This is a genomic window from Lysinibacillus sp. FJAT-14745, from assembly GCF_001275675.1.
Classification (GTDB): domain Bacteria; phylum Bacillota; class Bacilli; order Bacillales_A; family Planococcaceae; genus Lysinibacillus.
Map to the genome: position 1 here is coordinate 803971 of NZ_LITM01000002.1, position 25463 is coordinate 829433.

Genomic DNA, 25463 nt, shown 5'->3' on the forward strand with positions numbered 1-25463 from the left:
CCTCCTTATCGTGTATTAGTTCACCGTTATAATAATATTTTTATAGGCATCTACTTCTGCAGTAAATCCTGGTGGAATAACAGTCGTCGTATCAAGCTGGTCGATAATAGCTGGACCAGCAAATTGTGTGTTAACAGGTATTTTATCGCGATTATATACGTTTGTTTCTATATATTTACCCTCAAAATAAACTGGACGTGTTTCTTTAAAAGCATCTTCTAGTGAGCCTTCAGAAACATATTGCGGGAAATTAGGCTTTGGTACTGTGCCTATAGCCGTTACACGTAGGCCAAATATTTCTACGATCTGATCCTTATCAGAAAATGCAAATTCTCGTTCATGCTCTTGATGGAATGCTTCCAAAATAGCGTCTAAGGAAGTTATTTGATCGGATACGGGAACAGCTAGAGATCGCCATTGTCCCTTATAACGAAGGTCAATATAATTTGTTAATGTTGACGTATTTTCTGCAATTCCTTCCTCTTCTAATAACTCTCTTGCCTCTTCTCGTAATTCACTGAATTGATTTGTCAGTTCCTCTGCACTTACTTCATCTAGTTTTTTCACATACGTTTTAGAAATATCGTGACGGACATCTACAAGTAGGCATCCCATTGCCGCTGCTACGCCTGGATGAGTAGGAATAATGACTTTTGGGATGTTCAAATCTTTCGCCAAATAGGCACCGTGTAATGGACCTGCACCACCAAAAGCTACAAGCGCGAAATCACGGGGATCATAGCCTCTCCGTACCGATATTAATCGAACTGCATCACTCATATTGGCATTGGCAACTTCTATAATGGCACTTGCCGCTTCCTCAACCGTTTGATCGAATGTATTTGCAATCTTTTCCACAGCATCTCTTGCTGCCTCTTTGTTTAACTGCATTGATCCATCTAACAAATCCACGCCTAGACGTCCTAACACTAAATTTGCATCTGAGTTAGTTGGCTCTGTGCCTCCTCGGCCATAGCAAGCTGGACCTGGCACTGCCCCCGCACTTTGCGGTCCATTTCGTAAAGAACCGCCTTCATCTTTCCAGGCGAGGCTACCTCCACCGGCTCCTATTGTTAATATTTCAATACTTGGGAATCCAATTGGATAGCCGTATTCTATCGACCAGTCCTTTGTAATTCGTATATCTCCCTTATACATCAGTGAAATATCAGTACTTGTACCACCCATATCTAAGCCGATTGCATTGTCAAATCCGCACAACTTTGCGATATGCTTACTTGCAATTGCGCCAGCAACTATCCCCGAACTTGCCAATCTAGCAGCATAGCGGGGCACTGTACTTGAAGTCATGACACCGCCACCAGAGTGTAAAACTAATATTTCATCGTCATAGCCCTTTTTCTGCATTTCAGTGCTTAACTTACTAATATAATTACTCATAATTGGTCCAAGAACGGCATTGATAATGGTTGTACTCATACGCTCATGCTCGAAAATTTCCGGAAGCACCTCACTTGAAATACAAACATAGACATCTGGTAATTCCTCTTTTAAAATTTCTTTGACTTTCGCCTCATTTTCCCCGTTCACATAGGCATTGACAAAACACACGGCAATGGACTCTGTTCCTCGACGTTTTAATTTTTTTGCTAATAAACGAACTTCCTCTTCATCAATGGCTTGAAGAATATTTCCTTCATAATCTATGCGTTCTGTCACTTCAAATCGATCACGTCGTTGAATATAGGGCCTCGCAGTATCTTTGTAGGTATCCCAAATATCTTCTTTCGTCCCTCGGCGGATTTCAATGACATCTCTAAAACCCTTTGTCGTAATAAGAGCTGTTTTTGGCAGCTTGCGCTCAATTAACGCATTCGTTCCAACTGTTGTACCATGAGAAAAAATTTTAATATCCTTACCATTTAATGCTGCTTTTTCTACTCCATTTAAAATTCCTTGCTCCGGATTTGAAGGTGTAGACGACGTTTTTGTAACGAACACTTCCCCCGTCTCTTCATTAAAAACAAATACATCCGTAAACGTTCCCCCAACATCAATTGCTAAACGACTTTGTGCCATAGCTCTACCTTCTTTCGTTTATAAAAATTTATAACCCCAAAATTTTCTGTATATAGTTAATGCCTCAAGCGGATGCCCCAGATTTTTTTTAAGTTAATGCGTACAATTCAAGAAAAATCTGGGACATTACACCGAGACATATGTGAAGTATATTTTTTTGTTTTCTATCCTAAATTTCTTTCTAAATAAACTTTTTACTCACTTTTAGTGCCAATCGTAATTGTTTTAAACGTTGTAAAGAACTCTTTCGCTGCCTGCCCCTGCTCACGGGCACCGGTACTTGAGTTTTTCATTCCTCCAAAAGGCGCTTGAGGCTCAGCTCCACCCGTTTCATCGTTAACCTGTACAAGGCCAACTTCACTACGGTTAATAAAATCAAATGCTTTCGGAATGTTATTTGTATAAATAGAAGCACTCAATCCAAAATTAGAATCATTCGATAATCGAATCGCTTCTTCATAATCTTTTACTTTTATAACCGCTAAAACTGGTCCAAAAATCTCTTCATGAGCAATCGACATCTCGTGTGTTACATTCGTAAAGATTGTTGGATCAATATAGTATCCTTCTAACATACCTTTTGAAGGACCACCGCCAAATACAAGCTCTGCTCCCTCAACTTTTGCTTTCTCGATGGCGGATAATATGGAATCATATTGTCCTTTAGATGACACAGGCCCCATCGTGACACCAACTTCAATTTTTTGGGCTTCCTCAATTAACTGCTCTAGTACCTTTTCATAAACCGCTTCCTCGATGTAAACTCGACTAGTTGCTGTACAACGCTGTCCTGTTTGCTTCATCGCACCTTCAATCGTTAATTTTGCAGCTTGATTAATATTGGCATCAGCTAAAATGATCGCTGCATTTTTGCCTCCAAGTTCGAGCTGAATTTTCTTATTAGTTGATCCAGCAGTATCTAAAATACTTTGCCCTACATTATTTGAACCTGTAAATGTAATTGCTTTTACTTCAGGTGCCTCCAATAATACCTGCCCTACCTTTGAACCGCGGCCTTGAACGACGTTTAACACGTTTTTCGGTAAGCCTGCTTGTTGGAATAGTTCTCCAATTATTTTACCGGTTAAAGCGCTTTCAATAGAAGGCTTCCAAACAACCGTATTGCCGTATACTAATGCTGGTGCAATTTTCCACAGAGGAATAGCGACAGGGAAATTCCAAGGAGTTATTGCGGCAACGACACCAAGTGGTACCCGCATTGTGTATAATAATTTCGCTTCATTGGCAGAAGGTAAAACCTCACCTGTTGCCCGCATTCCTTCTTGTGCAAAATAACGTAAAATGGAAGCGCCACGTTTAACTTCACCAAGCATTTCATTTTTCGTTTTACCCATTTCACTCGAAGCTATTTCAGCTACTTTATCCATATTTTTCTCTAGCAAGTCTGCTGTCACGCGTAAAATTTCTCCACGTGCAACAGAAGACGTATTTTTCCAACCTTCAAATGCTTCTTGAGCTGCAACGATAACGTCTTTCGTTTCATCTATTGTCAAAAGCTCAACTTGACCAATACATTGAGATGGCTTTGCAGGATTAAATTGTTCTCGTATTTCTCTAACGATCGTTGTCATAAAACTCCTCCTTCAAATAATGTTCGTTTACACTGACATCAATTTTTTTCAACAATTGTTTTACGTATATGCTCAAATGTCTCGTCTAAAATACGTAACATTTCATCTAGCTCTACTTTTGATAGAATGAGAGGTGGAGAAAAAACAACTGTATCTTGATCATACGTAACCGTTCGTAGAATCAATCCTCGCTTCATCGTTTCTTGTACAAAAATTGGACTAAGAGGAGACTCAAACAATTCACCCGTCTCACGGCTCTTTACTAATTCAATAGCTCCAAGTAATCCAAGAGTACGCACACGCCCGATAAAGCTATATTTTTCTTGCAGTGCTCGGAATCCTTCTAGCATGGCATCGCCCATCTTTGCAGCATTTTCAACAAGATTTTCACGCTCGATGATTTCTATATTTTTCAACCCAACTTGACAAGCGAGTGCATGACCGCTGTAAGTATATCCGTGCATTAATGTCCCTTTAGAAAACTCACATAAATCTTGATGAATTGTTTCAGAAATCGCCACACCACCAAGTTGAACATAGCCACTTGATACGCCTTTAGCGAAAGACATCATATCTGGCACTACCCCGTAATGCTCCATACCGAAAAATTTACCTGTACGACCAAACCCGGTAATCACTTCATCTGCAATGAATAAAATACCGTATTCATCACAAATTTCTCGCACTTCTTTAAAGTAATCCTTTTGTGGAATATTAACCCCACCTGCACCTTGTACAGGTTCAGAAATAAATGCTGCCACAGTCTCAGGGCCTAACGCTTCAATAGTTTCACGTAAATTACGAACGGATTCGCTGTATACATAGTGGAAATCGGGAGCGTGTGAATTAGTAAAGTCACGAAACGCTTGTAAGCCTGTCGCATTTGTAGCCCCCATAGCGACACCATGGTATGAATGGGTACGTGAAATAATTTTTTGACGCTCTGGCTGCCCTTTTAGTAACCAGTAATGACGTGCTAATTTAATCGCTGTATCATTCGACTCTGAGCCGCCTGAAGTGAAAAATACAGTGTTTAAGTCTCCCGGAGTTAAAGAAGCAATTTTCGTCGCTAAACGAATAGCTGGCTCATTGCTAAACGATGCAAAGCAGGAACTAAATGCTAATGTAGATATTTGCTCCTTCGCCACTTCAGCGATTTCTTTACGACCATGCCCAATATTTACATTCCATAAAGAAGACATCCCGTCAATGTAGATCTTTCCTTCTATATCTTTTAAATAAATGCCATTACCATCTGTAAAAATGGCTGCTGGACCTTGTGTTTGCTGTTGTTCAATCGACGTTGTTGGGTGTAGAAAATGTTTTTGATCTAACGTTTTTAGCTCTTCTTTTAGTTGAATTGTCATAAATGCCAACCTCTTTTCGTTTATAATTTCATACATTTTTTTAGTAGCAATTCTCATGCCAACTGTTGAAAAAAATTCTTTTAACGAAAAAACATTGCCTTTTTGCCATAGCGTGGGGTTTTTGTGAAGCTGCAATCAATTGCTTCGTAATGTTTTGATTCATCACAAAAAGTTAAGATGATATTTAGATTAAAACGTATGCCATGTAGTTGATTGGAGTGGAGGCTGGGCGACTCCTTGGGGATTAGCGTCACAGATGAGACCCTGGAGCGAGCAACGCGAGTGAAGCGGCTCATCGGACGCCCCCAGGAAAGCGCCCAGCCGGAACGGAAATCAACCGCTACCAATTGAAAAAGAGACGCTTTCTTGTTTGAAAATGTCCCTTTTCTATCCCTTTTTTCAAAATCAATTAACAGTATTTATGATGTATTTCATCATTTACTTTGTACTTATTAGTGAATGTTGCGATATTACAACTTATTGTGCATGAATGAAATTTCGATGCAAAAATACATCACTAATCCTCATATGAAATTTGTTTCGTTAATTGGAATTTTTGTATTTTACGTACTAATGTTGACTGATCACAGCCAAGTGTTTTAGCAGCTTGCCTGATACTTGGATATTTAGATAGAGCTTCCTTAATAATTTGCTTTTCAAACGCAGCTACTTGCTCCTTTAAAGTACCACTAAACTTCGGGGATACAACTTGTTCCTGGATGCTTTGTATTTCTACTGGATCTTCTAGATCACGTATAATAATTGGGTTACTATCTAACTCTTGTTGCACGATATATGCTGTTATTTCTGGCTGCGTTGCTAGCAAACAAATACGCTCCACCATATTTTTAAGTTGACGTACATTTCCTGGCCAATCATAAGATTCTAATATTTTCATTGCAGATGACTCAATTGTTCGATGAATGCCATACTTTTCTTCAATAGAGGCCAAAAAATGGTAGATAAGTGGGATGATATCTTGACGACGGTATCTTAAAGGAGGAATTTCAATCGGGATAATATTTAAACGATAATATAAATCCTCACGAAAATGACCTTGCCTCACCATTTCAGCTAAATTACGATTTGTCGCAGCGATTATGCGTACATCAATTGGAATAGGCTTCCCACTACCTAAACGCTGAACCTCTGATTCTTGGAGCACACGTAATAATTTCGCCTGTAGTAGCAAGGGCATCTCTCCAATTTCATCTAAAAACACTGTGCCACCAGACGCAATCTCAAATAACCCTGCCTTACCACCTCTGACTGCACCCGTAAATGCCCCTGCCTCGTAGCCAAAAAGTTCAGATTCTAATAAATTCTCAGGGATTGCACTACAGTTAATCGTTAATATTTGCTTATCGTTACGCCGACTATTTGCATGAATAAGCTTTGTAATCTCTTCTTTACCAACGCCCGATTCGCCACCAATTAATACAGTTGAGTCTACCTCTGCTACTCTCATAACCCGCTTTACAACCTGCATCATTGCTGAAGATACAGCTATTAAACTACTTTTTGTTGTTTCTTTATTATGTAAGGCATGTAGCTTATTTTTAAAGTTCTCATTTTGAACTTCTAATTTTTTTACTTCTTTCTCTAACAGTTTCAATTGTGTCATATCACGTGTAATTGCTACTACGTATTGTAATTCACCCTCTTCATTAAGTATTGGCTTACCAGAAACTAAGAAGCATTTTCCATTAATGAACGTCTGCAAAATAGTTACTTTTTCTTTTGATTCAATTACTTTCATCGAAATGGAGTCACTCATTAATCCTTCCGCGATTACGTCTTGTGCATATCTCCCCATTAAATCAATGCCTACAATTTCTATATCAATATCGTTTTGGAATAAAATTTTGCCATCGCTATCACATACTGTAACGCCATCGGATATGGAGTTTAATACTTTAATTGACAATGGGTTCATAAAGTCTGTATAGCTATACTGCATGAATGGTTTGACATGAAATAAGCTACCTTGCGAAGTCTCTAATACATGAACGAAATACCCTTCAACCTCAAAGGTTTCTATTCCTTCACTATATTTTTTTATTATTTTTCCAAGAAGCTCTATTTGGATATCACTTTTAATCATTACCTCATCATTTTTCACAATAAAAAAATGTTCCTCTTTATGAAGTTCAGTTATCGACATATAGACCACTTCCTTTCGAACTTAAAAAAACTTCATCCATTAATACAAAAAAATTCGCTCACTTTCTACGGGCATCGATTAGCCTAAAAGGTGTTAAAGCATCCTTTAAGTCCTTTCATGGCTTGATATCTCGCGGAAATATTGCGAATTTTTTGTATTTAATAGTATTCTACTCTGAGGCTAGCTTTTCCTCTATTTGCTCCGCTGGTTTTGTCGACAGCTTTCGCATAATCATGAATAACACAACTGAGCCAATTAATACAAATGTACTCAAATAGAATTGTGAACGTAAAGATTCGATGAGGGCTTGGCATAAATAAACAACTGTTAAAATACCAATTGTCACATACGATAAATATGGAAATAGCCACATTCTAATCGATAATGGCTCATTTGAAACCTTGTCATAATAACGCCGGAAACGAATTTGTGAAATAGCAATGAAAATATAAACGGCAATCATTAATCCTCCAACGCAATTACCTAAAAAGTAGAAAATGACTTCAGGTGAAATGAAGTATAACATCGCACAAATATACGCTACTACTGTACTACCAATAACAGCTGGTACAGGTACACCTCGACGATTTTTAATTTGTGAGAATATTTTTGGTGCATCGCCTTGACGCGACATTTCTAGTAACATACGTGAGCTTGTATAAAGAGCAGAATTTAAAACAGAGATGAGTGAAATAAAAATGACGATTTGAATAAGTTGAGCAGCAATCGGAAGCCCTGCCATCGTTAAAATATTTGCATAAGGCGCTGCCAACATTTTTGAATCATTCCAAGGGATAATTAAAACCATAATAGCTACTGAACCTACAAAAAATAAACCTAATCGAAAGACAACGTTACGAATGGCACGGACAATATTTCTCGCTGGATTTTCAGACTCTGCTGCCGCGATGGCTGCAACCTCAGCACCACAAATCGAGAATATAACAAAAACAATTGCCGTGAAAATTGGGACAATTCCATTAGGTGCGAATCCACCGAATTCCGTTAATATCCCTATCCCCTTCGGTTCATAATTTGGCCAAATCCCTAAAATCATAGCTATACCAACAACTAAAAATACAATAATTGCCGTAACTTTAACGAAGGATAGCCAATATTCAAATTCACCAAATGATTTTACTGAATAAATATTAACAATTGTCATCAATAATGTTATACCTACGCTTCCGAGCCATGTCGGTATCATCGGAAACCAATTATGCAGCATTCCCCCTATGAGTGCCGCTTCTAACCCGACAATAAATACCCAGCTTGCCCAATAAAGCCAGCCTACTGTAAACCCTGCCCATGGACCAATATATTTCCCTGCATAGGAAGCAAATGAACCTAGCTCTGCCGAACCTCCTGATTTCTTTCCTAATACTATTTCTCCTGATGCCATTTCCCCAACCATTTGCATGATCAGAACTATAAGTAAGCATGCAATTGCATATGAAATCACCGCTGCAGGACCGGTACTTAAAATATTTTTTCCTGTCCCTACGAAGAGCCCTGTACCAATAACCCCCCCAATGGAGATCATTGTAATATGCCGTGTTTTCAATGATTTTTGCAAAGCCCCCATTAAACCACCCCTTTAGTGTTTTATGTAGACATTTACTAGCCCCTTTCTTCTATTTCAATGTCTATCGTTTAAGGAGCAATTCTGATGCCAAACCTATTCAATTATTAAAAATTCATTTTTTTATCTATACATCTATTATTGAATTCAGGGATAAGGATGTTTGGGCACCCTCTGAAAAGAAGTTAAAACCTATCCCATGTATAAGTTGATTGGAGTGAAGGCTGGGCGACTCCTTGGGGATTAGCAATAAAGGAACAAAGGCTAAAACCATCACGTCCTGTGATAGCGCCTTCGAGACCAACATCGTGTAGGCCCAAGCGGCTCATAGGACGCCCCCAGGAAGCTTTGCTCTGCACGAAAGCGAAGCGTCAGCAACAAATGTTTTATCTGTGCGAAAGCGAAGCAACAGCAACAAATGTTTTATCTGTGCGAAAGCGAAGCAACAGCAACAAATGTTTTATCTGCGCGAAAGCAAAGCGTCAGCGGCAAAGCGCCCAGCCGGAACGGAAATCAACTTCACGTTAGGTGAGGAGCCTTTACAAAAATCTATGAATCTTTTTCATATGCGATTTTCAAATTTTGATGCAAAAATACATCATTAATAGTTTATTTACATCATCTATCCAAATACTCGATTAAATGAACTCATAATATTCATCTCTTCCCTGTACTTCGCTACTGTTCGTCTGGATATTTGAATACCTTCCGCACTTAAAGTATTTGTAAGCTGCTGATCAGTTAAAGGCTTCTCTCTATCCTCTCCCTCGATCAACTGTTTGAGGCGCTTTTTAATATACATAATAGAATCCATTTTTCCAGAAATATTCATTACTCCTTTTGTAAATAACGATTGAAAAGCATACACACCATGAGAGGTCTTTATATATTTTCCACGCACAGCACGACTAATCGTTGATGCATGTAGATTTAAAATGTCCGCTACATCTTTTAACCGCATAGGCTTCAATGCCTCTTTGCCTTTATGGAAAAAATCCTCTTGCACTTCCACTAGTAATCTAGCTAATGCGTACAGTGTTTTATCACGTTGTTCAATTCCTTGTAATAATAAAAGAGCATCTTTCATTGTATCTTTAAAATATGTTTTACAATTCGGATCATTTTTTAGCATTTCAACATAATGTTTATCGATAGTAACGATCGGTAAATATCCACGATTTAATTTAATCAGCCATTCCTCTCCTAATCTTTCTACTTCGACTTCTGGCATGATATATGGAATCTCATCAAATTTATCTCCTGTCATCACTGGTTTTAAATTTTTTATATAGTTGACAGTTTTCTTCACGTCATGTGGAGACGTTTTATACTTTTTACTTAACTGTTTAATAGCCTGTGCAGCCACTAGTTCTAAATCCGTTTCGATAAATCGAGAGGCTAATTTTGGTGCAAGTACGTCACTGTCTACCTGAATGAGTAAAAACTCCTTATAATTACGTGCCCCTACTCCTACCGGCTCGAAAGTTTGCAGTAAGTCCAATAGTGCCTCTACATGCAAAACAGTTGTTTTACATTTATCGGCAACAACTTCTACATCAACATCTAAAAATAGACGCTCATCTAAAGATTGGATTAAAAACGTTAAGATCTTTAAATCTATAGAAGATAGATTTTTATGCATAGGTACTTGTTCCAATAAAAACTGCTCATAGCTTTCTTTTACTGCAAGCTTCATTTCAATAGGGTTAAATGAATCATTTTCCGGCCCATAATATTGCGTAGAATAACTCTTATCGGAATAGCTTGCTAATTGCATGATTTCCTCATATTGCATTTTTACCATCGCATCCGTGACAACTAACAGTGGGTTTTCGTTAGCCTTATCATAAATATACTGTTCTAGCTCATTTGTTGAATATTGCAGTATTTCTAAATGCTGTACTAATTGTGGTGATAACACTTGCATTATTTTTTGGGAAGTTTTGATAGCTATTTGCATACCCCATACCTCCATTACAGAATTTTCTACATAGTAACATGTTTATTCTGTAATTTTCCATTTTTTCACCTAATTTTTATTTTTAATACTTAGTTCATCACTCTATTCGTTAAAATTTTCTAATAATTCCAAAAAAGTAATTGACTACAGTTATAACAGATCATAAAATACACATATACAATAATAGTTACCACATTACGGTAAAATTTAAGGAGTGATCAAATGTTTCATTTACCAACTGTGCAATTTACACAAGAGCAAGAGCAATTTCGCTTAGATGTTCGAACGTTTCTACAGGATGAATTAGCAAAAGGAACCTTCACGCCAAAATGTGATTCTTGGCTAAGTGGAGATGATCCTGAATTCTCTAAATTAATTGGTCAAAAGGGTTGGATTGGCTTAACTTGGCCTAAAAAATATGGCGGTCAAGAGAGGAGTACCATTGATCGATACATTTTAACAGAGGAATTTTTAGCTGTTGGTGCACCAGTTGCTGCACATTGGTTTGCTGATCGCCAAACAGGACCACTTCTTTTACGGTATGGAACAGAAGAACAGCGTGAATACTTCTTACCGAAAATTGTGAAAGGCGAATGCTACTTCGGCATAGGATTAAGTGAACCTAATAGTGGCTCTGACCTCGCTTCGGTTAGCACACGCGCTGAAAAAGTAGATGGCGGATGGATTGTCAACGGTCAGAAAATATGGACGAGTAACGCACACCTTTGCCACTATATGGTGACTTTAGTACGAACAAGTCCTTTTGATGGAAAAAGTAAACATGCAGGGCTCAGTCAGTTGATTGTTGATTTACATGCGGAAGGTGTAACTGTAGTTCCTATTAAATTTCTAACTGGCGAGCATCATTACAACGAAGTGTTCTTTGACAATGTTTTTGTACCTGACAATATGGTTGTTGGAGAAATCGGTAATGGCTGGGCTCAAGGATTAGCAGAGCTTGCCTTTGAGCGCAGTGGTCCTGAGCGAATATTGAGCACATTTCCATTAATCGATGAGCTTATTCAAGAGTTAAAGCGCCAAAACAATTTAGAAGGGTTACAGCAAGCATCTAAAATAGTAGCTCGTCTTTGGGGTCTACGCAATTTGTCAATTGGGGTAGCCCAGCTTTTAGAATCTGGTAATAGTGAAGACGTATCTATTCCTGCAGCACTTGTGAAGGCACTCGGTACGAAATTTGAGCAAAGTATTCCTGAAATCACACGCTTGATCGTACAGACTTATCCTACACTTGACGCGCATCGTAAAATTGATCGCTTTATGGCTGAATCCATTTTACATGCACCAGGTTTTACGATTCGAGGAGGAACTTCAGAAGTACTGTATGGTGTTGTAGCGAAAGGGGTTGTAGCTCAATGAGTGAAATGAAAGATATGATCGTCGATGTTGTAGAACGCATGTTAAAAGAAAAAGTCGATAAAGAGTTAGTCGATACAGTGGAACAAGGTCATTGGGCACCAGAACTATGGGATCTGTTTAAAGAAAACGGTATGACAGCTGTAGCCATTACAGAAGAAAATGGCGGTGCAGGTGGCGACATAGAGGATTTATTGAATATTGTTCGTTTAACTGGAAAATATGCGGCACCAATTCCATTTGCCGAAACAACATTTGCAAATTATTTATTGGAGTTTACTAGTTTACAAGTAATTGAGGATTTAGCGACGTATATGCTCTGCCCTAACCAAGCCTTCACGTTAGAGAATGGCAAATTAACGGGAGAGGCCATGCAAGTCCCTTGGGCACGTCATACAAAACATCTAGTGACACTCGCCCATAGTACGGAGGGCACACATCTTGTAGAAATAGATTTAAGCCAAGCTGAAATTAAGCTAAGTACAAATTTAGCAAGCGAGCCGCGTGATACTGTGATAGTCAATCATGCTAAGGTTTCACAAATATCTGCTGTGTTATCTTATGACAAGATACACGCTATAACAACACTCAATACTGCTTTTCAATTAGCACTGATGACTGGTGCCGTCGATAAAATCAATGACTTAACTGTTCAATATACGAAAGAACGTGAACAATTCGGTCGACCGATTCACCGCTTCCAGCTCGTTCAACAGCATATTGTACATTTAGCAGGTGAAACAGCGATCGCTCTTGCAGCATTTAATAATGTTACGGAAGCCCTTCAGACGAACAGTCAAAATAGTGAGGTTGCTTACGCCCGCATTCGTTTCGAAGAAATTATTCAAGCAGTGACAACAATTGCGCATCAAGTACACGCTGCAATTGGTACAACCCATGAACATAGTTTGCATCAATTTACACGTAGACTTTGGTCATGGCGCGATGAAGGAGTCAGCACCTCTTATTGGACTCATTTTGTCGCAACACAACTATTGGAAAATAGCGGAGATAGTCTATGGGGATATTTAACTTCGTTTAGCGCAAGCTCTCCCCTACTTAAAGTGGAAGGCTAAGTAATTAATTTGTGACAAACTACTAATGACATGATAAGGAGTGTTATCGATGACTGATTTACTTTTTGAAGTGCAAGACCATGTAGCCACAATTACATTAAATAGACCTGAAGCGTACAATGCTTTTAGTGAAGAGATGATCGCTAAATGGATTGAAGCCCTTGAAAATGTTCGTGATTCAGAGGATATTCGTGTTGTCATCGTAAAAGGTAATGGAAAATCATTTTGTGCTGGTGGGGATATTAAAGCGATGCAAGCTGGTGAAGGGTTTTTCCAAAGCGAGGACGATATCTCTTCTACAGGGTTAGCACGAAAAAATTCTCTGTGGAAAAAGATTCAGCGTATTCCCCTTCTTCTTGAAGAAATTGATAAGCCCGTTATTGCACAGGTACACGGGTTTGCAATGGGCGCAGGACTTGATATGGCCTTAATGTGCGATATACGGATTGCTGCAAAATCTACAAAGATTTCAGAAAGCTACATTAACGTTGCGATCGTTCCAGGCGACGGTGGCGCTTATTATTTACCGAAATTAATCGGCATCGATCAAGCATTGGACATGTTCTGGACAGCTCGCGTGTTAACAGCTGATGAAGCAAAAGACAAAGGTGTTGTGACATTTGTTGTAGAAGACCATGAGCTGGAAGACTACACATTGAATTATGCAAAGGAATTAGCAAGTCGTCCAACTACGACATTGCAATTCATAAAGCGTGCTGTTTATCAAAGTCAACGAATGGATTTACGTAGTGCCCTTGATTACATTTCATCACAAATGGCTATTGTAACAGAGCTAGATGATTTTAAAGAGGGTGTAAACGCAGTTGTAGAAAAACGTAAGCCTGTTTATAAATGACGTGTTTAGGAGGAAGAACAATGCAACCTCTTGAAAATATTCGAGTGTTAGATTTATCTCGTGTTTATGCTGCCCCTGCTGGCTCCATGATGTTGGCCGATTTAGGAGCAGAAGTAATCCGTGTAGAACATCCAAATGGCTCTGATAGTATGCGTGATTGGGGGCCATTTGTAAATGATCAAAGTACGTATTATTTATGTGCCAATCGCAATAAAAAATCGATCACATTAGATTTAAAGACAATAGATGGCAGTGAAAAATTTAAAGAACTAGTCAAAGATGCCGATGTCGTCCTCGAAAATTTTAAAACGGGGGACATGGAGCGGATGGGACTCAGCTATGAGGAGTTAAGAAAAGTGAATCCTAGAATCATCTATTGTGCAGTTACAGGATTCGGTCAAACTGGTCCTCTTGCGTATGAACCAGGATTCGATCCAGTTATTCAAGCAATGAGTGGTTTAATGCATGTCACTGGATCACCTGAAGGAGAAGCGACAAAAGTTGGTGTTCCTATTGCAGATATTTTAACTTCTAATTATGTTGCCATTAGTATTTTAGCCGCTTTACGAATGCGTGATCAAACAAATACAGGGCAATTTATCGACTTAGCTTTATTAGATGTTCAGATGAGTAGCTTAGCGAATGTAGCAAGCGCTTATTTAAATACAGGTTTTATCTCAGAACGTCTCGGTAATCGTCATAATAATGTTGCGCCGTATCAAGTGTTTCACTGTGCGGATGGCCCCTTAATGATTTGCGTTGGTACAGATGGACAATTTAAAAAGTTTTGCACAATGTTAAAACGTGAAGAATGGGCCAATGATCCTCGCTTTATAACAAATACGATGCGCAAGCAACATGAAGCGGAGCTAGTTCAGATGATTACTGACATGACAATGACAAAAACACGGGATGAATGGATTACCTTATTACAGCAATATAAAATTCCAGGTGGACGTGTGAACACAATTGCTGAGGCACTAGAACAACCGCAATTTAAGGCACGAGATATGATTGGTGAAATAGAGCACGAACAATATGGTTCAATCAAATTCATCAAAAGCCCGTTAAAGTTCTCTGATTTAGATATTCAATATAAACTAGCGCCACCGATACTTGGAGAACATACAAACGAATTCCAAAAGTCCTCTCTACAAAAATAAAATTACGCTATAATAGAATTCATGAAGATAAATGCTCCAGCGGATGTCGAAGAAAATTATTTTATTACGTAGGTGATGAGATGAATCAGGAGATTTTCGAAAAAAACTATACAATGTCATCACTGCACAAAGCTATTAAAGTATTAAAAGCTTTCTCAAAAGATGAGCCTAGCCTTTCCCTAACTGAGCTAAGTAAAAAAACAGGGATTAGCATTTCCAGTTTACAGCGCTTTGTTTCTACCTTTGTGTACGAAGGCTTTCTCCACAAAGATGAACGTACTAAGCGCTATCAATTAGGTCATTCACTTCTGTATTTAGGCAATTTAGTAAAAGAAGAATCAAGTCTTATAATTGTAGCAGAACCTATTTTAAAAAAGTTAAACGAAGAAATCGGCGAAAGTGTTTCCATGAATATTATTGATGGATTGGAAAGACGATGTATTTTAAATTATGATTCAACATACCCGCTTTCAACGAAAATGTTTGTAGGTGACACCTCCCCCCTTTATGCAGGTGCATCATCTAAAATATTGCTCGCATTTATGCCAAATGTTGAAGAATATGTGGAGAATATTAGTCTTGAAGCTATCACTGATAGGACGATACTTTCAAAAGAGCAGCTATTAGAGGAATTAAAGCATATCCGTTTACAACGGTTCGCGAAAAGTAATAGCGAACGAGTGCGTGGAGCATGTTCTGTATCTGCACCGATTTTAAATGCTTCCAACCAAATAATTGCATCAGTGTCACTCGTTATACCAGAAGTACGCTACAGTGACTATGATGAACATTTATTAATTGAAACTATTCAAAGCGTTGCATTAGAAATCGAAAAGCAATTGTATTGATAAAAAGAATACACCCGAATAGAATCACTTTTTAAGTGCTTGCTATTCGGGTGTATTGCTTTAATTATTTACTAATCTTAAGAAATCATGCCATTGATTTAAACGTGGCAGTTCAACATGCTTATTATAGGATTGATTTTTTAAAATTACTTTTGTCTTCACATCTTGCAGTGTTTCTAATACAGCTGGTTTATCATCTACATAAACATCTAAAGCTAGTTCTTTGATGATCGCCACTTTCTCGGTATCCTGCATGCCGCAAAAAAAGTGACCTTCTGTAATTGGAAATCCTTGTACTTTCATCCATTCACGCGTTTGCTCACAATATTGTTTAGGACGTGAAGTAATATAATAAATGTCATGTCCCTGCTGTGCCAAAGCTTGAAGCGTCTCTAGCGCTCCCTCAAAAGAAGGACAATCCGTAAAATAAATGTCCTCTAATGAACTATTCCACATCGCCGCTCCTTCAGCATCTGTTAGACCAAAAGGTTCGTGAATTTCAACTCTTTGCAATGCTTGAAAAACTTCTAGCGCAACATTTTTGCCAAGTTTTTTATTATAGAGCGCAAAGGCGTGTGCTCGTAAATCTATGAGTGTGTCATCTATATCAAAGCCAAATTTCATGTTGTTTTTCTTCCCTTCAAGAAGCCTTGTTGATGAAGTTAGTGGCGAATGTTTGCTCTTTTTCAATTTGCCTCGCTAATACTTCTTCAATAGCTTGCTCGCGCATTTGTTGAAAATCTTGTACGTTAAAATGAGCAAGCGTATCTTTATTTAATAATGACGCAAGACAATCTGCATCCTTAAGTGCACTATTGAGACCAAATGCCCCGGTTGGTGTCATCGTGTGAACAGCATCCCCTAACAGCACAAGCCCCTTTGTCCCCCAGCAGTTACAATGACTACTGAATACATCAAGCAAGACAAAATCTTGCCAAGATCTAATATGTTCCTTAACCGCATCAGATAGTTCTGGAAATTGATCTGAAAGCTGTTGGATAAATGGCGTAAATGCTTTTTTTCTGAGCTGAGGAAAACTTCCTTGTTCAATATTCCAGCCGATTTGAATGAACCCACCTACCTGCGTAAATAAGGATAGCTGTTTATCACCTATTAACGCCATTTTAATCGATGGCTCCCAGCCTTGAGGAGTAGGAATTTTTGCCCACAATAAATCAAAGCCATGTTTATGCTTTTGAATCTCAATGTGCGCTTGCTTACGAATAGTAGAGTAACGACCATCAGCACCGATAATGAACTGACTACTAATTTCAATGGTTTCCCCATCCCTTGATGCCATGACACCCGTATATCTACCCAAAGAATCAACTATGAGCTTCGTCACCTTCGTATTGAGGAAACAAGAAAAGTGCGGAAAATGCTGTGTTTCTTGTAATATTCCCTTTAATAGATTTGCTTGCGGTATATGAATTCCTAAATGTCCTACAGCTTCATCAGGGAGAATAGTTTTTATTGCTCTGCCGTCTACGTAATATTCAAGCTTTCCCATTCGTAATATACCGAGCTCCTCGACTGCTTCAAAAAGCTGGTGACTTTTTAAAACAGCCTCACCCTCGTCATTTAAATGCTCGCCGCGAAATGCCTGCCCAAGTGCTGCTTTTTGTTCCAGTAGAATCACGGAAAGACCTTTTTTCGCTAATAAGTGCGAAAGAAGTGCTCCACCTGGCCCAGCCCCTACAATACAAACATCTGCTTGATATTTCACTTTTCTTCACCTATCTTTGGATAAGCAATAATACGTAAATCTTGCCCAACCTGCTCAAACGAAGCAAATTCTACATCCCATGCTTCATCCATAGTAGATGGATTTTGACCAGCAAAAGGTGTTAATGACAAACGACCACCGAGAATCTTCGGCGCTATGTAAATCACATATTTGTTAATAGCACCTTGCTGTAAAAATGACGAGTTGATCGTACTGCCACCCTCTACTAAAATATCCGTAATGCCATTTTGATATAGTTTTTCAAGCATATCATCAACAACTAGCCCTTGCGAATCATGTCGAACCGGCAATATAGTCACGCCTTTTTCCTCAAATGCTGTTATTTTTTCTTGACTGGCATTCTCACTACATACAATAATTGTTTTCGCTTCTTCTACATTCAAAACATTAGCATGAGTTGGTGTACGAAGGGAGCTATCCATAATAATGCGCACCGGATTTTTTCCATAATCTTCTTTTAATCTTGTCGTTAAAGATGGATTGTCAGCTAAAACAGTACCAACACCAACTAAAATACCATCCACCTCATGACGAATACGGTGAACATCCTCACGCGCTGCCTCACCAGTTACCCACTTGGAATGTCCTGTATGGGCAGCTATTTTCCCATCTAATGTCATCGCGTATTTTGAAATAATAAATGGACGTTTTGTTAGCATATTGTGAATAAAACGTTCATTTAAACGGCGAGCTTGAGCTTCTAAAATACCTACCGCTACGTCAATGCCCGCATCTCGTAACAGTTGAATACCACGTCCAGCAACAGCAGGATTTGGATCTTCCATCGCTACAACAACACGACTAACTGCTGCTTCTTTCACTAAATTCGCACAAGGAGGTGTTTTTCCATAATGTGAACATGGCTCAAGAGTTACATAAAGTGTTGCACCTTTAGCATGTTCTCCAGCCATACGGAATGCATGCACCTCCGCATGTGGTTCCCCTGCTTTTCTGTGTAAACCTGTTCCAACAATGACACCGTCTTTGACGATTACAGCCCCTACAAGTGGATTGGGATTCGTATTTCCTTTTGCACTAGCGGCTAAATCAAGTGCCAACTGCATATATTTTTCATCTGTTGTCATCTTCGTTCCTCCACTCACTTCTCTTCGCGCAAATGTCCAGATTTCTCTACTTTCGTGTCTAAATAAAAACGATTTGTCTCCGTTAATCCTCCCCATAATGGGACATGTCCTTCTGCTGCTAAACCATGTGCCTGTAATGCAGCAAGTTTCTTCGGATTATTAGTAATCAGTGTAACTGGCTTTGAACGCAGTGCAGCTAACACAGTAATGGCATCTTCATAAGAACGAGTATCGTCCGGGAAGCCAAGAGCATGGTTTGCTTCAACCGTATCTAACCCCTCTTCTTGTAATAAATAAGCAAGAGATTTCGAGAATAACCCGATGCCACGACCTTCATGATTTGCTAAATAGAAAATGGCACCACAGCCATGCTCCACAATCATTTTCATCGATTCATGTAATTGATACCCACAGTCACAGCGCTGGCTCCCAAAAATATCGCCAGTATGACAAATGCTATGCATACGAATTAATGCTTCCTCTGCATGTGCAAAATCTCCATAAACAAGCACTGATGACTGTTGTAAAAAAGCTAAGTTTGCAGATGCTAATCTATCAATAATTTCTTCTTTCTCTTGATTAGCATCTACTTTTAACCAGTTATACCATTGAAATGTCGCTGAAAATTCACCCTGTTTTACCGGTAATTTTACTGGACCAACTAGGCAAATACTTTCAGTTTCTGATTGCTTCACGACCGTCATTTTGTCTTTCACTATATCCAAAACTTTAGTAGTAATTGTCATATTTTCTCCAACCTTCTATTGTTAACAGCTAGCTAAACCTACTAACTGAGCACTTGTATTTTCACATCACTTACATAACGTAACTTAGTTTATAATAATAACTAAAAACTGTCAAACTACAGCTACTACTCTATAAAAAAATTAATTAGAAACAATAACTGCTATATTACGTTTTTATCATATACTAATAGCTTATGGAGATGCTATTTTTTCTGTGCAGGCTAGTCTATAATAAGCTGTGGTAACTGTAATGACGAAAGGAAGTTTAAAATGCAATTAGAAAAAAATGTGCAGGTGAAACAACCAAAATACCAGCAAATAGCTGTCGATCTAGCCTCAAAAATCGTGGAAAGAAAATATCGAATTGGCGATAAAATTTACGCAAGATCATCTCTAGCAAGCCAATACAATGTCTCTGCGGAAACTGCAAGAAGAGCAATTGCCGTTTTGCAAGACTTGGAAATTGTGGAGGCTTCCAAAGGCAGTGGGGTTATAATCATCTCATATGAAAAGGCTGCGCATTTTGTCCGACAATTCCATGATGTTCAATCGGTCCATGAACTACAACATGAGCTTATGTCTAGCATCCAAAAGCAACACCAAGAATTAATAAATCTACAGGAAAAGACCAAACAACTGATTAGTCGAACTGAACATTTCAGATCCGTCAATCCGTTTATTCCTTATCAATTAGAAATGACAGCTGAAAGCCCTTGTATCCACCAAACAGTACAGGAATTGAATTTTTGGCAAAATACATCTAGTACGATTGTCGGAATTCGTCGTCAAAATGAATTATTACTTTCACCTGGTCCATATGTGTCTTTGGAAGAAGGGGATATCATTTACTTTATCGGAAATGATGAAAGTTTTGCTCGAGTTCAGAGCTTTTTATATCCAAATTAAAATCCGCTTAAGCGCTGATATAACAGCGTTTAAGCGGATTTTTTCTATTTTGTCGATTTGACAGAAGTAACAACTCTTTGTTAGGGTTAAGTTGTTACTTGTTTATATTTGGGTATCATTATCCTCAAATAGTATTTTTCTTCATTCAGTAAGTGTCCAAACACCTACTGAAATAGAGGAACTCAGCCTAAGAACGCCACGTCTAGTGGCAATTCATCTGTGCGTAAGTGAAGCAACACCCATTACGCCAAGGCGAAATTGATCTACGAAAGGAGTGGTTCTATTGGAAAAAATAAAAGTGGAACATGTTTCTAAAGTTTTCGGGAAACATATTCCCCAAGCATTAGAACTCGTCAAGCAACAAAAAAGCAAGACTGATATCTTAAAAGAAACAGGTGCAACAGTTGGTGTATACGATGCAAGTTTTACTGTAAATGAAGGTGAAATTTTCGTTATCATGGGATTATCAGGAAGTGGAAAGTCGACACTTATTCGTCTTTTAAACCGGCTGATCGAGCCTACAAGCGGAAATATTTATATCGACGGAGAAAATATTTCCAAAATGGGCAAAGAGAGTTTACGTAATGTCAGAAGAAATAAAATGAGTATGGTCTTTCAAAACTTCGGTTTATTCCCCCATCGTACACTTCTTCAAAACACTGAATATGGCCTTGAAATCAGAGGCATCACAAAGGAAGAACGACAAGCAAAAGCAGAGCAAGCTCTCGAAAATGCAGGCTTACTTGCTTATAAGGAGCAATATCCCAGTCAATTATCAGGTGGTATGCAACAGCGTGTTGGATTAGCACGTGCACTTGCAAATGACCCTGAAATATTACTAATGGATGAGGCTTTTTCTGCACTCGATCCATTAATTCGTAAAGAAATGCAAGATGAATTACTTGATTTACAGAGCACAATGAGAAAAACAATTTTATTTATCACCCACGATTTGAATGAAGCATTACGTATTGGGGATCGTATCGCCATTATGAAAGATGGCTCAATCATTCAAATTGGTACTGGAGAAGAAATTTTAACAAATCCCGCAAATGATTATGTTAAAACCTTCGTAGAAGACGTCGATCGCTCTAAAGTATTAACTGCTGAAAATGCTATGGTTCGACCTGTATCTGTCAATGTGGATATAGATGGACCGACCGTAGCACTTAAAAGAATGCGCGAAGAAACGGTTAGTTTACTAATGGCTGTTGACAAAAATCGACATTTAAAAGGCTATATTACCGCTGACGACGCACGGGCTGCAGCTAAGAGACAAGAACAAACGGTACATTCAATTGTTCAATCAGATATGTTGACCGTTCCACCAGATATGCTTTTACAGGATATATTAGGTTTGATTCATAATTGTCCTACTCCTATTGCAGTTGTAAAAGATGAGCGCTTGCTTGGTGTTCTTATCCGGGGCGTTGTCATCGAAGCACTTTCAACTAGCGATGAGGAGGCTGTTTCACATGAATAAATTTTCAGACAATATCCCAGCTATTCCATTGGGACCATGGGTAGAATCAGTTATGGACTGGTTGACGAGTAATTTTTCAGTGTTTTTTAACTTGATTCAAAAAAACGGAAAACTACTCATGAATCAGGTCACTGATTTATTAGTGAGCATTCCTCCTATTATTCTTATTTTACTTGTTGTTATTTTTGCCTTTTTCATTACCGGCAAAAAATTCGGGCTCGCAACGTTTTCATTATTTGGTTTGTTATTTATCTATAATCAAGGCTTATGGACACATCTTATGGAAACAACTACGCTCGTGCTATTTTCAAGTATCATCTCCATCATTTTAGGTATTCCTCTTGGCATTCTAATGTCCAAGTCAACTGTAGCAGAAAATGTGATTAAGCCAATACTCGATTTCATGCAAACAATGCCTGGCTTCGTCTACTTAATCCCTGCCGTTGCTTTCTTTGGTATTGGGATCGTACCTGGCGTATTTGCATCCGTTATTTTTGCCTTACCACCAACTGTACGTATGACGAACCTAGGAATTCGCCAAGTACCAAAAGAATTAGTAGAAGCTGCGGATTCATATGGTAGTACCTCAAGACAAAAACTATTTAAAGTAGAAATCCCTCTTGCCAAATCAACTATAATGGCAGGGATTAACCAAACTGTTATGCTATCACTGTCAATGGTTGTAACTGCCTCAATGATTGGTGCACCTGGTCTAGGACGTGAAGTATTAACTGCACTACAACGTACACAGGTTGGGAATGGCTTTGTTGCAGGTTTAGGTCTAGTAATTTTCGCCATTATAATAGATCGCTTAACGCAAAGTTTTAATAAGAAGAAAGCCGTATAGAAAAAAGGCAATTGATTATTAACGCAAATCTTAGTTCTTCACTTTCACTGCTGAGATTTACATTTTGTAGTTTGATACAAAACTAATCAATTATGCCTCGGCATAATTGCGTCCGGATTCGGCTTTGTGCTTGCACAAAGAACTCCTTTTTGAATCCGTGACATCCGCCGGAGGCTTTAACTTTTTCAGCGGATGTTTAGACACCTGCTGAAAATTAACTTAAACCCTTATTCATCTCACAACCTATCGAGGTGGGAGATGTATGCTGAAAGAAGTTAATATATGAAAGGAAGATTCGATGAAACTGAAAACATTAACTAAATTAGGAATGGCTTTAGGGCTTGGCTTTTTACTAGCCGCGTGTAGTGGTGATGATTCAAGTAAGAGTAGTGGTAACTCAAAGGACGTCAATCTAGCCTACGTTGAATGGGATACAGAAATTGCTTCAACTAATGTAGTGGGTCAGGTGCTAGAGGATTTAGGCTACAATGTAACATTAACACCACTTGATAATGCAATTATGTGGGAGGCTGTTTCAAAAGGTGAAGCAGATGGTATGGTTGCTGCATGGTTACCGAATACTCATGCCCCGCAGTACGAAAAATATAAGAACGACCTTGATGACCTAGGCGAAAACCTTGCTGGTGCCAAAATAGGTCTAGTAGTACCAAGCTATATGGACGTTAATTCGATTGAGGATTTAAAAAAGCAAGCAGATCACACAATTACGGGTATTGAGCCTGGTGCTGGGATTACAGCTGCTACTGAAAAAGCATTAGATGAATATGATAACTTAGCAGATTGGAATCTATTAACTTCTTCATCTGGTGCTATGACCACTTCTCTTGCTAAAGCCATTAAAAATAAAGAAGACATTATCGTGACAGGCTGGTCCCCTCACTGGATGTTCGCTAAATACGATCTTAAATACTTAGAAGATCCAAAAGGCGTTTATGGTGGCGAAGAAACGATTAACACATTCGCTCGTAAAGGTTTAAAAGAAGATCAACCAGATGTCTATTCTGTACTAGATAACTTCCACTGGACATCAGAAGACTTAGAGAGCGTTATGCTAGAAATTATGGATGGCAAAGACCCAAAACAAGCTGCTAAAGATTGGGTTGCAGCAAATTCAGACAAAGTTGCTGAATGGACGAAGGATGTAAAAAAATAATTTTTTTAAAAGACGGACAACTGCTGAGCGATTGTCTGTCTTTTTTTACGCTCCTCAAAATCTTATTTGAAGAACATTATAAAAAAAGTCACCCCGCAACGATTAGACCGATGCCAGATGACTATTTAAACTATTAGTTAAGATAATAATTTCAAAAATATCGCTGCCCCTAAAACAAGAACAATGCAAACAAGACGTCTCCAATCTTTGGATTCATTGAAAAACAACATACCGAGCAAAGCGCCACCAGCAGCTCCAATCCCTGTCCAAATTGCATAGGCTGTCCCCATCGGTAATGTTTCCATAGCATATGCAAGACCAGCAAAGCTCAAGGTAAAAACAAAAATCAATAACATTAAATTTTTAATACTTTTAGCATCATTATATTTACTAATCATATAAACACCCATCATCTCACATAGCCCTGCGACTACTAATGCAACCCATGCCATTATTCATTCACCTCTTTTTCTTTAGAATCCCCTGTCACAAGCTTTAAACCGACGACCCCTGCAAGTAAAACGACAATACATAAAATTTTGGCTAATTTCCATGGCTCTCCAAATAGTAAGCTATCAGCACATACAGTACCTGCTGTCCCCAAGCCTACGAATACAGCATAAACAGTGCCGACTGGTAAGCTTTCTCCAGCCTTAATTAGTAAATAAAAGCTAACAAAAATTGCAATTGCGGTACCAATCCATTCAAAAATACTTCCTGCATGCTTTAAGCCAATAACCCAACCGACTTCAAAAGAAGCAGCGATTAAGACACTTAACCATTGTTTGTTCATTGCAAATTCCTCCATTTTATTGTTAGATACGGATGAATGACTATATTGAGCAGTTCTCTGACGCGGTTTTTCTGACCTAACCGATCACTTCTTCGGCTTACCCGAGCAGTTCGGTGACCTAACCGATCACTTCTCCGGCTTAACTGAGCAGTTTGGTGACCTAACCGATCACTTCTTCGGCTTACCTGAGCAGTTTGGTGACCTAACCGATCACTTCTCGGCTTACCCGAGCAGTTTGGTGGCCTAACCGATCACTTTTTCGGCTTACCCGAGCAGTTTGGTGACCTACCCGATCACTTCTCCGGCTTACCTGAGCAGTTTGGTGACCTAACCGATCACTTCTCCGGCTTACCCGAGCAGTTCGGTGGCCTAACCGATCACTTCTTCGGCTTACCTGAGCAGTTTGGTGACCTACTCGATCACTCTTCTGCTTACCCAGTCAGTTTCCTGATCTACCTGAGCAGTTCGGTGGCCTAAACCCTGAATTGAGCTTTTTCTTTAACGTCCTACTCACAATAGCCAAATAAAAAAAGCCTAAGGAACACTGCTGTAAACAGTATCTCCCAGGCTTTTATCCTTCCGTGTCACAAAATCAGTTTGTGGTTTTCTCTCGGACCAGACTAGCATTGCTACGGAACCCTAGAAAACTATCCTATTTGA

General features: G+C 38.8%; 21 protein-coding genes and 1 riboswitch. Of the genes, 9 read left to right on the forward strand and 12 right to left on the reverse strand.

What is annotated here, in order from left to right; genetic code table 11:
• Window positions 1-15 precede the first annotated feature (15 nt).
• The 6 genes from AMS59_RS05305 to rpoN all read right to left on the reverse strand — a co-directional run bounded on the left by AMS59_RS05305 (window position 16) and on the right by rpoN (window position 10705).
• On the reverse strand, window positions 16-2040 hold the full coding sequence (locus AMS59_RS05305; protein WP_053482700.1) for a hydantoinase/oxoprolinase family protein: 2025 nt from the start codon (window positions 2038-2040) through the stop codon (window positions 16-18).
• A gap of 194 nt (window positions 2041-2234) precedes the next feature.
• Entirely contained in the window at window positions 2235-3632 is a 1398-nt protein-coding gene (locus AMS59_RS05310) for an aldehyde dehydrogenase family protein (RefSeq protein ID WP_053482701.1), read from the reverse strand.
• Between the two features lie 38 nt (window positions 3633-3670).
• Window positions 3671-4999 (reverse strand): aspartate aminotransferase family protein, encoded by a 1329-nt coding sequence (locus AMS59_RS05315; RefSeq protein WP_053482702.1) that lies wholly within the window; start codon window positions 4997-4999, stop codon window positions 3671-3673.
• A gap of 517 nt (window positions 5000-5516) precedes the next feature.
• Complete coding sequence (locus AMS59_RS05320; protein ID WP_053482703.1) at window positions 5517-7163, reverse strand: sigma-54-dependent Fis family transcriptional regulator; 1647 nt, start codon at window positions 7161-7163, stop codon at window positions 5517-5519.
• 169 nt (window positions 7164-7332) lie between these two features.
• Entirely contained in the window at window positions 7333-8748 is a 1416-nt protein-coding gene (locus AMS59_RS05325; protein WP_053482704.1) for an amino acid permease, read from the reverse strand.
• Window positions 8749-9367: 619 nt separating this feature from the next.
• Window positions 9368-10705, reverse strand: a complete 1338-nt coding sequence (gene rpoN / locus AMS59_RS05330; RefSeq protein WP_053482705.1) for an RNA polymerase factor sigma-54 — start codon at window positions 10703-10705, stop codon at window positions 9368-9370.
• Between the two features lie 222 nt (window positions 10706-10927).
• Between rpoN and AMS59_RS05335 the strand changes: the two genes are divergently transcribed.
• The 5 genes from AMS59_RS05335 (at window position 10928) to AMS59_RS05355 (ending at window position 16022) form a co-directional block, all read left to right on the forward strand.
• Window positions 10928-12082, forward strand: a complete 1155-nt coding sequence (locus tag AMS59_RS05335; RefSeq protein WP_053482706.1) for an acyl-CoA dehydrogenase family protein — start codon at window positions 10928-10930, stop codon at window positions 12080-12082.
• The gene (locus AMS59_RS05340) at window positions 12079-13155 is read left to right on the forward strand and encodes an acyl-CoA dehydrogenase family protein (RefSeq protein WP_053482707.1); all 1077 of its coding nucleotides are present in this window, start codon (window positions 12079-12081) and stop codon (window positions 13153-13155) included. Before AMS59_RS05335 ends, AMS59_RS05340 begins: the two co-directional genes overlap by 4 nt.
• A 49-nt stretch (window positions 13156-13204) precedes the next feature.
• A complete protein-coding gene (locus AMS59_RS05345) occupies window positions 13205-14011 on the forward strand; it encodes an enoyl-CoA hydratase/isomerase family protein (protein WP_053482708.1) in 807 nt (268 codons plus the stop codon).
• Window positions 14012-14031: 20 nt separating this feature from the next.
• On the forward strand, window positions 14032-15174 hold the full coding sequence (locus tag AMS59_RS05350; RefSeq protein ID WP_053482709.1) for a CaiB/BaiF CoA-transferase family protein: 1143 nt from the start codon (window positions 14032-14034) through the stop codon (window positions 15172-15174).
• 80 nt (window positions 15175-15254) lie between these two features.
• On the forward strand, window positions 15255-16022 hold the full coding sequence (locus AMS59_RS05355) for an IclR family transcriptional regulator (protein ID WP_053482710.1): 768 nt from the start codon (window positions 15255-15257) through the stop codon (window positions 16020-16022).
• A gap of 60 nt (window positions 16023-16082) precedes the next feature.
• Here AMS59_RS05355 and AMS59_RS05360 read toward each other — a convergent pair whose 3' ends face one another.
• From AMS59_RS05360 to AMS59_RS05375, 4 genes are read right to left on the reverse strand one after another with little or no spacing between them, the layout of a single operon-like run.
• On the reverse strand, window positions 16083-16646 hold the full coding sequence (locus tag AMS59_RS05360; protein WP_053482711.1) for a nucleotidase: 564 nt from the start codon (window positions 16644-16646) through the stop codon (window positions 16083-16085).
• Window positions 16647-16662: 16 nt separating this feature from the next.
• A complete protein-coding gene (locus tag AMS59_RS05365) occupies window positions 16663-17748 on the reverse strand; it encodes an FAD-dependent monooxygenase (protein WP_053482712.1) in 1086 nt (361 codons plus the stop codon).
• A complete protein-coding gene (ribD, locus tag AMS59_RS05370) occupies window positions 17745-18854 on the reverse strand; it encodes a bifunctional diaminohydroxyphosphoribosylaminopyrimidine deaminase/5-amino-6-(5-phosphoribosylamino)uracil reductase RibD (RefSeq protein WP_053482713.1) in 1110 nt (369 codons plus the stop codon). Before ribD ends, AMS59_RS05365 begins: the two co-directional genes overlap by 4 nt.
• Window positions 18855-18868: 14 nt before the next feature.
• The gene (locus AMS59_RS05375; protein WP_053482714.1) at window positions 18869-19600 is read right to left on the reverse strand and encodes a GTP cyclohydrolase II; all 732 of its coding nucleotides are present in this window, start codon (window positions 19598-19600) and stop codon (window positions 18869-18871) included.
• A gap of 270 nt (window positions 19601-19870) precedes the next feature.
• Here AMS59_RS05375 and AMS59_RS05380 point away from each other — a divergent pair, with 270 nt between their 5' ends.
• From AMS59_RS05380 to AMS59_RS05395, 4 genes are all read left to right on the forward strand, one after another.
• A complete protein-coding gene (locus tag AMS59_RS05380) occupies window positions 19871-20506 on the forward strand; it encodes a TrkA C-terminal domain-containing protein (protein ID WP_053482715.1) in 636 nt (211 codons plus the stop codon).
• Between the two features lie 283 nt (window positions 20507-20789).
• Window positions 20790-21989 carry a glycine betaine/L-proline ABC transporter ATP-binding protein gene (locus AMS59_RS05385; RefSeq protein ID WP_053482716.1) on the forward strand — a complete coding sequence of 400 codons (1200 nt, stop codon included), beginning with the start codon at window positions 20790-20792 and terminating at the stop codon, window positions 21987-21989.
• Window positions 21982-22836: a proline/glycine betaine ABC transporter permease gene (locus AMS59_RS05390; protein ID WP_053482717.1), complete on the forward strand. Its 855-nt coding sequence runs from the start codon at window positions 21982-21984 to the stop codon at window positions 22834-22836. Before AMS59_RS05385 ends, AMS59_RS05390 begins: the two co-directional genes overlap by 8 nt.
• Before the next feature lie 298 nt (window positions 22837-23134).
• A complete protein-coding gene (locus tag AMS59_RS05395; RefSeq protein WP_053482718.1) occupies window positions 23135-24010 on the forward strand; it encodes a glycine betaine ABC transporter substrate-binding protein in 876 nt (291 codons plus the stop codon).
• A 137-nt stretch (window positions 24011-24147) separates the two neighbouring features.
• On the opposite strand, the gene AMS59_RS05400 is transcribed toward AMS59_RS05395, so the two are convergent.
• Both AMS59_RS05400 and AMS59_RS05405 read right to left on the reverse strand, forming a co-directional pair.
• Window positions 24148-24462 carry a multidrug efflux SMR transporter gene (locus AMS59_RS05400; RefSeq protein WP_053482719.1) on the reverse strand — a complete coding sequence of 105 codons (315 nt, stop codon included), beginning with the start codon at window positions 24460-24462 and terminating at the stop codon, window positions 24148-24150.
• Window positions 24462-24803 carry a multidrug efflux SMR transporter gene (locus tag AMS59_RS05405; protein WP_053482720.1) on the reverse strand — a complete coding sequence of 114 codons (342 nt, stop codon included), beginning with the start codon at window positions 24801-24803 and terminating at the stop codon, window positions 24462-24464. Before AMS59_RS05405 ends, AMS59_RS05400 begins: the two co-directional genes overlap by 1 nt.
• A gap of 558 nt (window positions 24804-25361) precedes the next feature.
• A riboswitch (guanidine-I (ykkC/yxkD leader) is annotated at window positions 25362-25457 on the reverse strand.
• Between the last annotated feature and the right edge of the window lie 6 nt (window positions 25458-25463).

What these genes read in the sequence shown, in the direction of transcription:
- AMS59_RS05305 (WP_053482700.1), bottom strand. Translation starts at nt 2,040, where the DNA reads ATGGCACAAAGTCGTTTAGCAATTGATGTTGGGGGAACGTTTACGGAT.
- AMS59_RS05310 (WP_053482701.1), bottom strand. Translation starts at nt 3,632, where the DNA reads ATGACAACGATCGTTAGAGAAATACGAGAACAATTTAATCCTGCAAAG.
- AMS59_RS05315 (WP_053482702.1), bottom strand. Translation starts at nt 4,999, where the DNA reads ATGACAATTCAACTAAAAGAAGAGCTAAAAACGTTAGATCAAAAACAT.
- AMS59_RS05320 (WP_053482703.1), bottom strand. Translation starts at nt 7,163, where the DNA reads ATGTCGATAACTGAACTTCATAAAGAGGAACATTTTTTTATTGTGAAA.
- AMS59_RS05325 (WP_053482704.1), bottom strand. Translation starts at nt 8,748, where the DNA reads ATGGGGGCTTTGCAAAAATCATTGAAAACACGGCATATTACAATGATC.
- rpoN (WP_053482705.1), bottom strand. Translation starts at nt 10,705, where the DNA reads ATGCAAATAGCTATCAAAACTTCCCAAAAAATAATGCAAGTGTTATCA.
- AMS59_RS05335 (WP_053482706.1), top strand. Translation starts at nt 10,928, where the DNA reads ATGTTTCATTTACCAACTGTGCAATTTACACAAGAGCAAGAGCAATTT.
- AMS59_RS05340 (WP_053482707.1), top strand. Translation starts at nt 12,079, where the DNA reads ATGAGTGAAATGAAAGATATGATCGTCGATGTTGTAGAACGCATGTTA.
- AMS59_RS05345 (WP_053482708.1), top strand. Translation starts at nt 13,205, where the DNA reads ATGACTGATTTACTTTTTGAAGTGCAAGACCATGTAGCCACAATTACA.
- AMS59_RS05350 (WP_053482709.1), top strand. Translation starts at nt 14,032, where the DNA reads ATGCAACCTCTTGAAAATATTCGAGTGTTAGATTTATCTCGTGTTTAT.
- AMS59_RS05355 (WP_053482710.1), top strand. Translation starts at nt 15,255, where the DNA reads ATGAATCAGGAGATTTTCGAAAAAAACTATACAATGTCATCACTGCAC.
- AMS59_RS05360 (WP_053482711.1), bottom strand. Translation starts at nt 16,646, where the DNA reads ATGAAATTTGGCTTTGATATAGATGACACACTCATAGATTTACGAGCA.
- ribD (WP_053482713.1), bottom strand. Translation starts at nt 18,854, where the DNA reads ATGACAACAGATGAAAAATATATGCAGTTGGCACTTGATTTAGCCGCT.
- AMS59_RS05375 (WP_053482714.1), bottom strand. Translation starts at nt 19,600, where the DNA reads ATGACAATTACTACTAAAGTTTTGGATATAGTGAAAGACAAAATGACG.
- AMS59_RS05380 (WP_053482715.1), top strand. Translation starts at nt 19,871, where the DNA reads ATGCAATTAGAAAAAAATGTGCAGGTGAAACAACCAAAATACCAGCAA.
- AMS59_RS05390 (WP_053482717.1), top strand. Translation starts at nt 21,982, where the DNA reads ATGAATAAATTTTCAGACAATATCCCAGCTATTCCATTGGGACCATGG.
- AMS59_RS05395 (WP_053482718.1), top strand. Translation starts at nt 23,135, where the DNA reads ATGAAACTGAAAACATTAACTAAATTAGGAATGGCTTTAGGGCTTGGC.
- AMS59_RS05400 (WP_053482719.1), bottom strand. Translation starts at nt 24,462, where the DNA reads ATGGCATGGGTTGCATTAGTAGTCGCAGGGCTATGTGAGATGATGGGT.
- AMS59_RS05405 (WP_053482720.1), bottom strand. Translation starts at nt 24,803, where the DNA reads ATGAACAAACAATGGTTAAGTGTCTTAATCGCTGCTTCTTTTGAAGTC.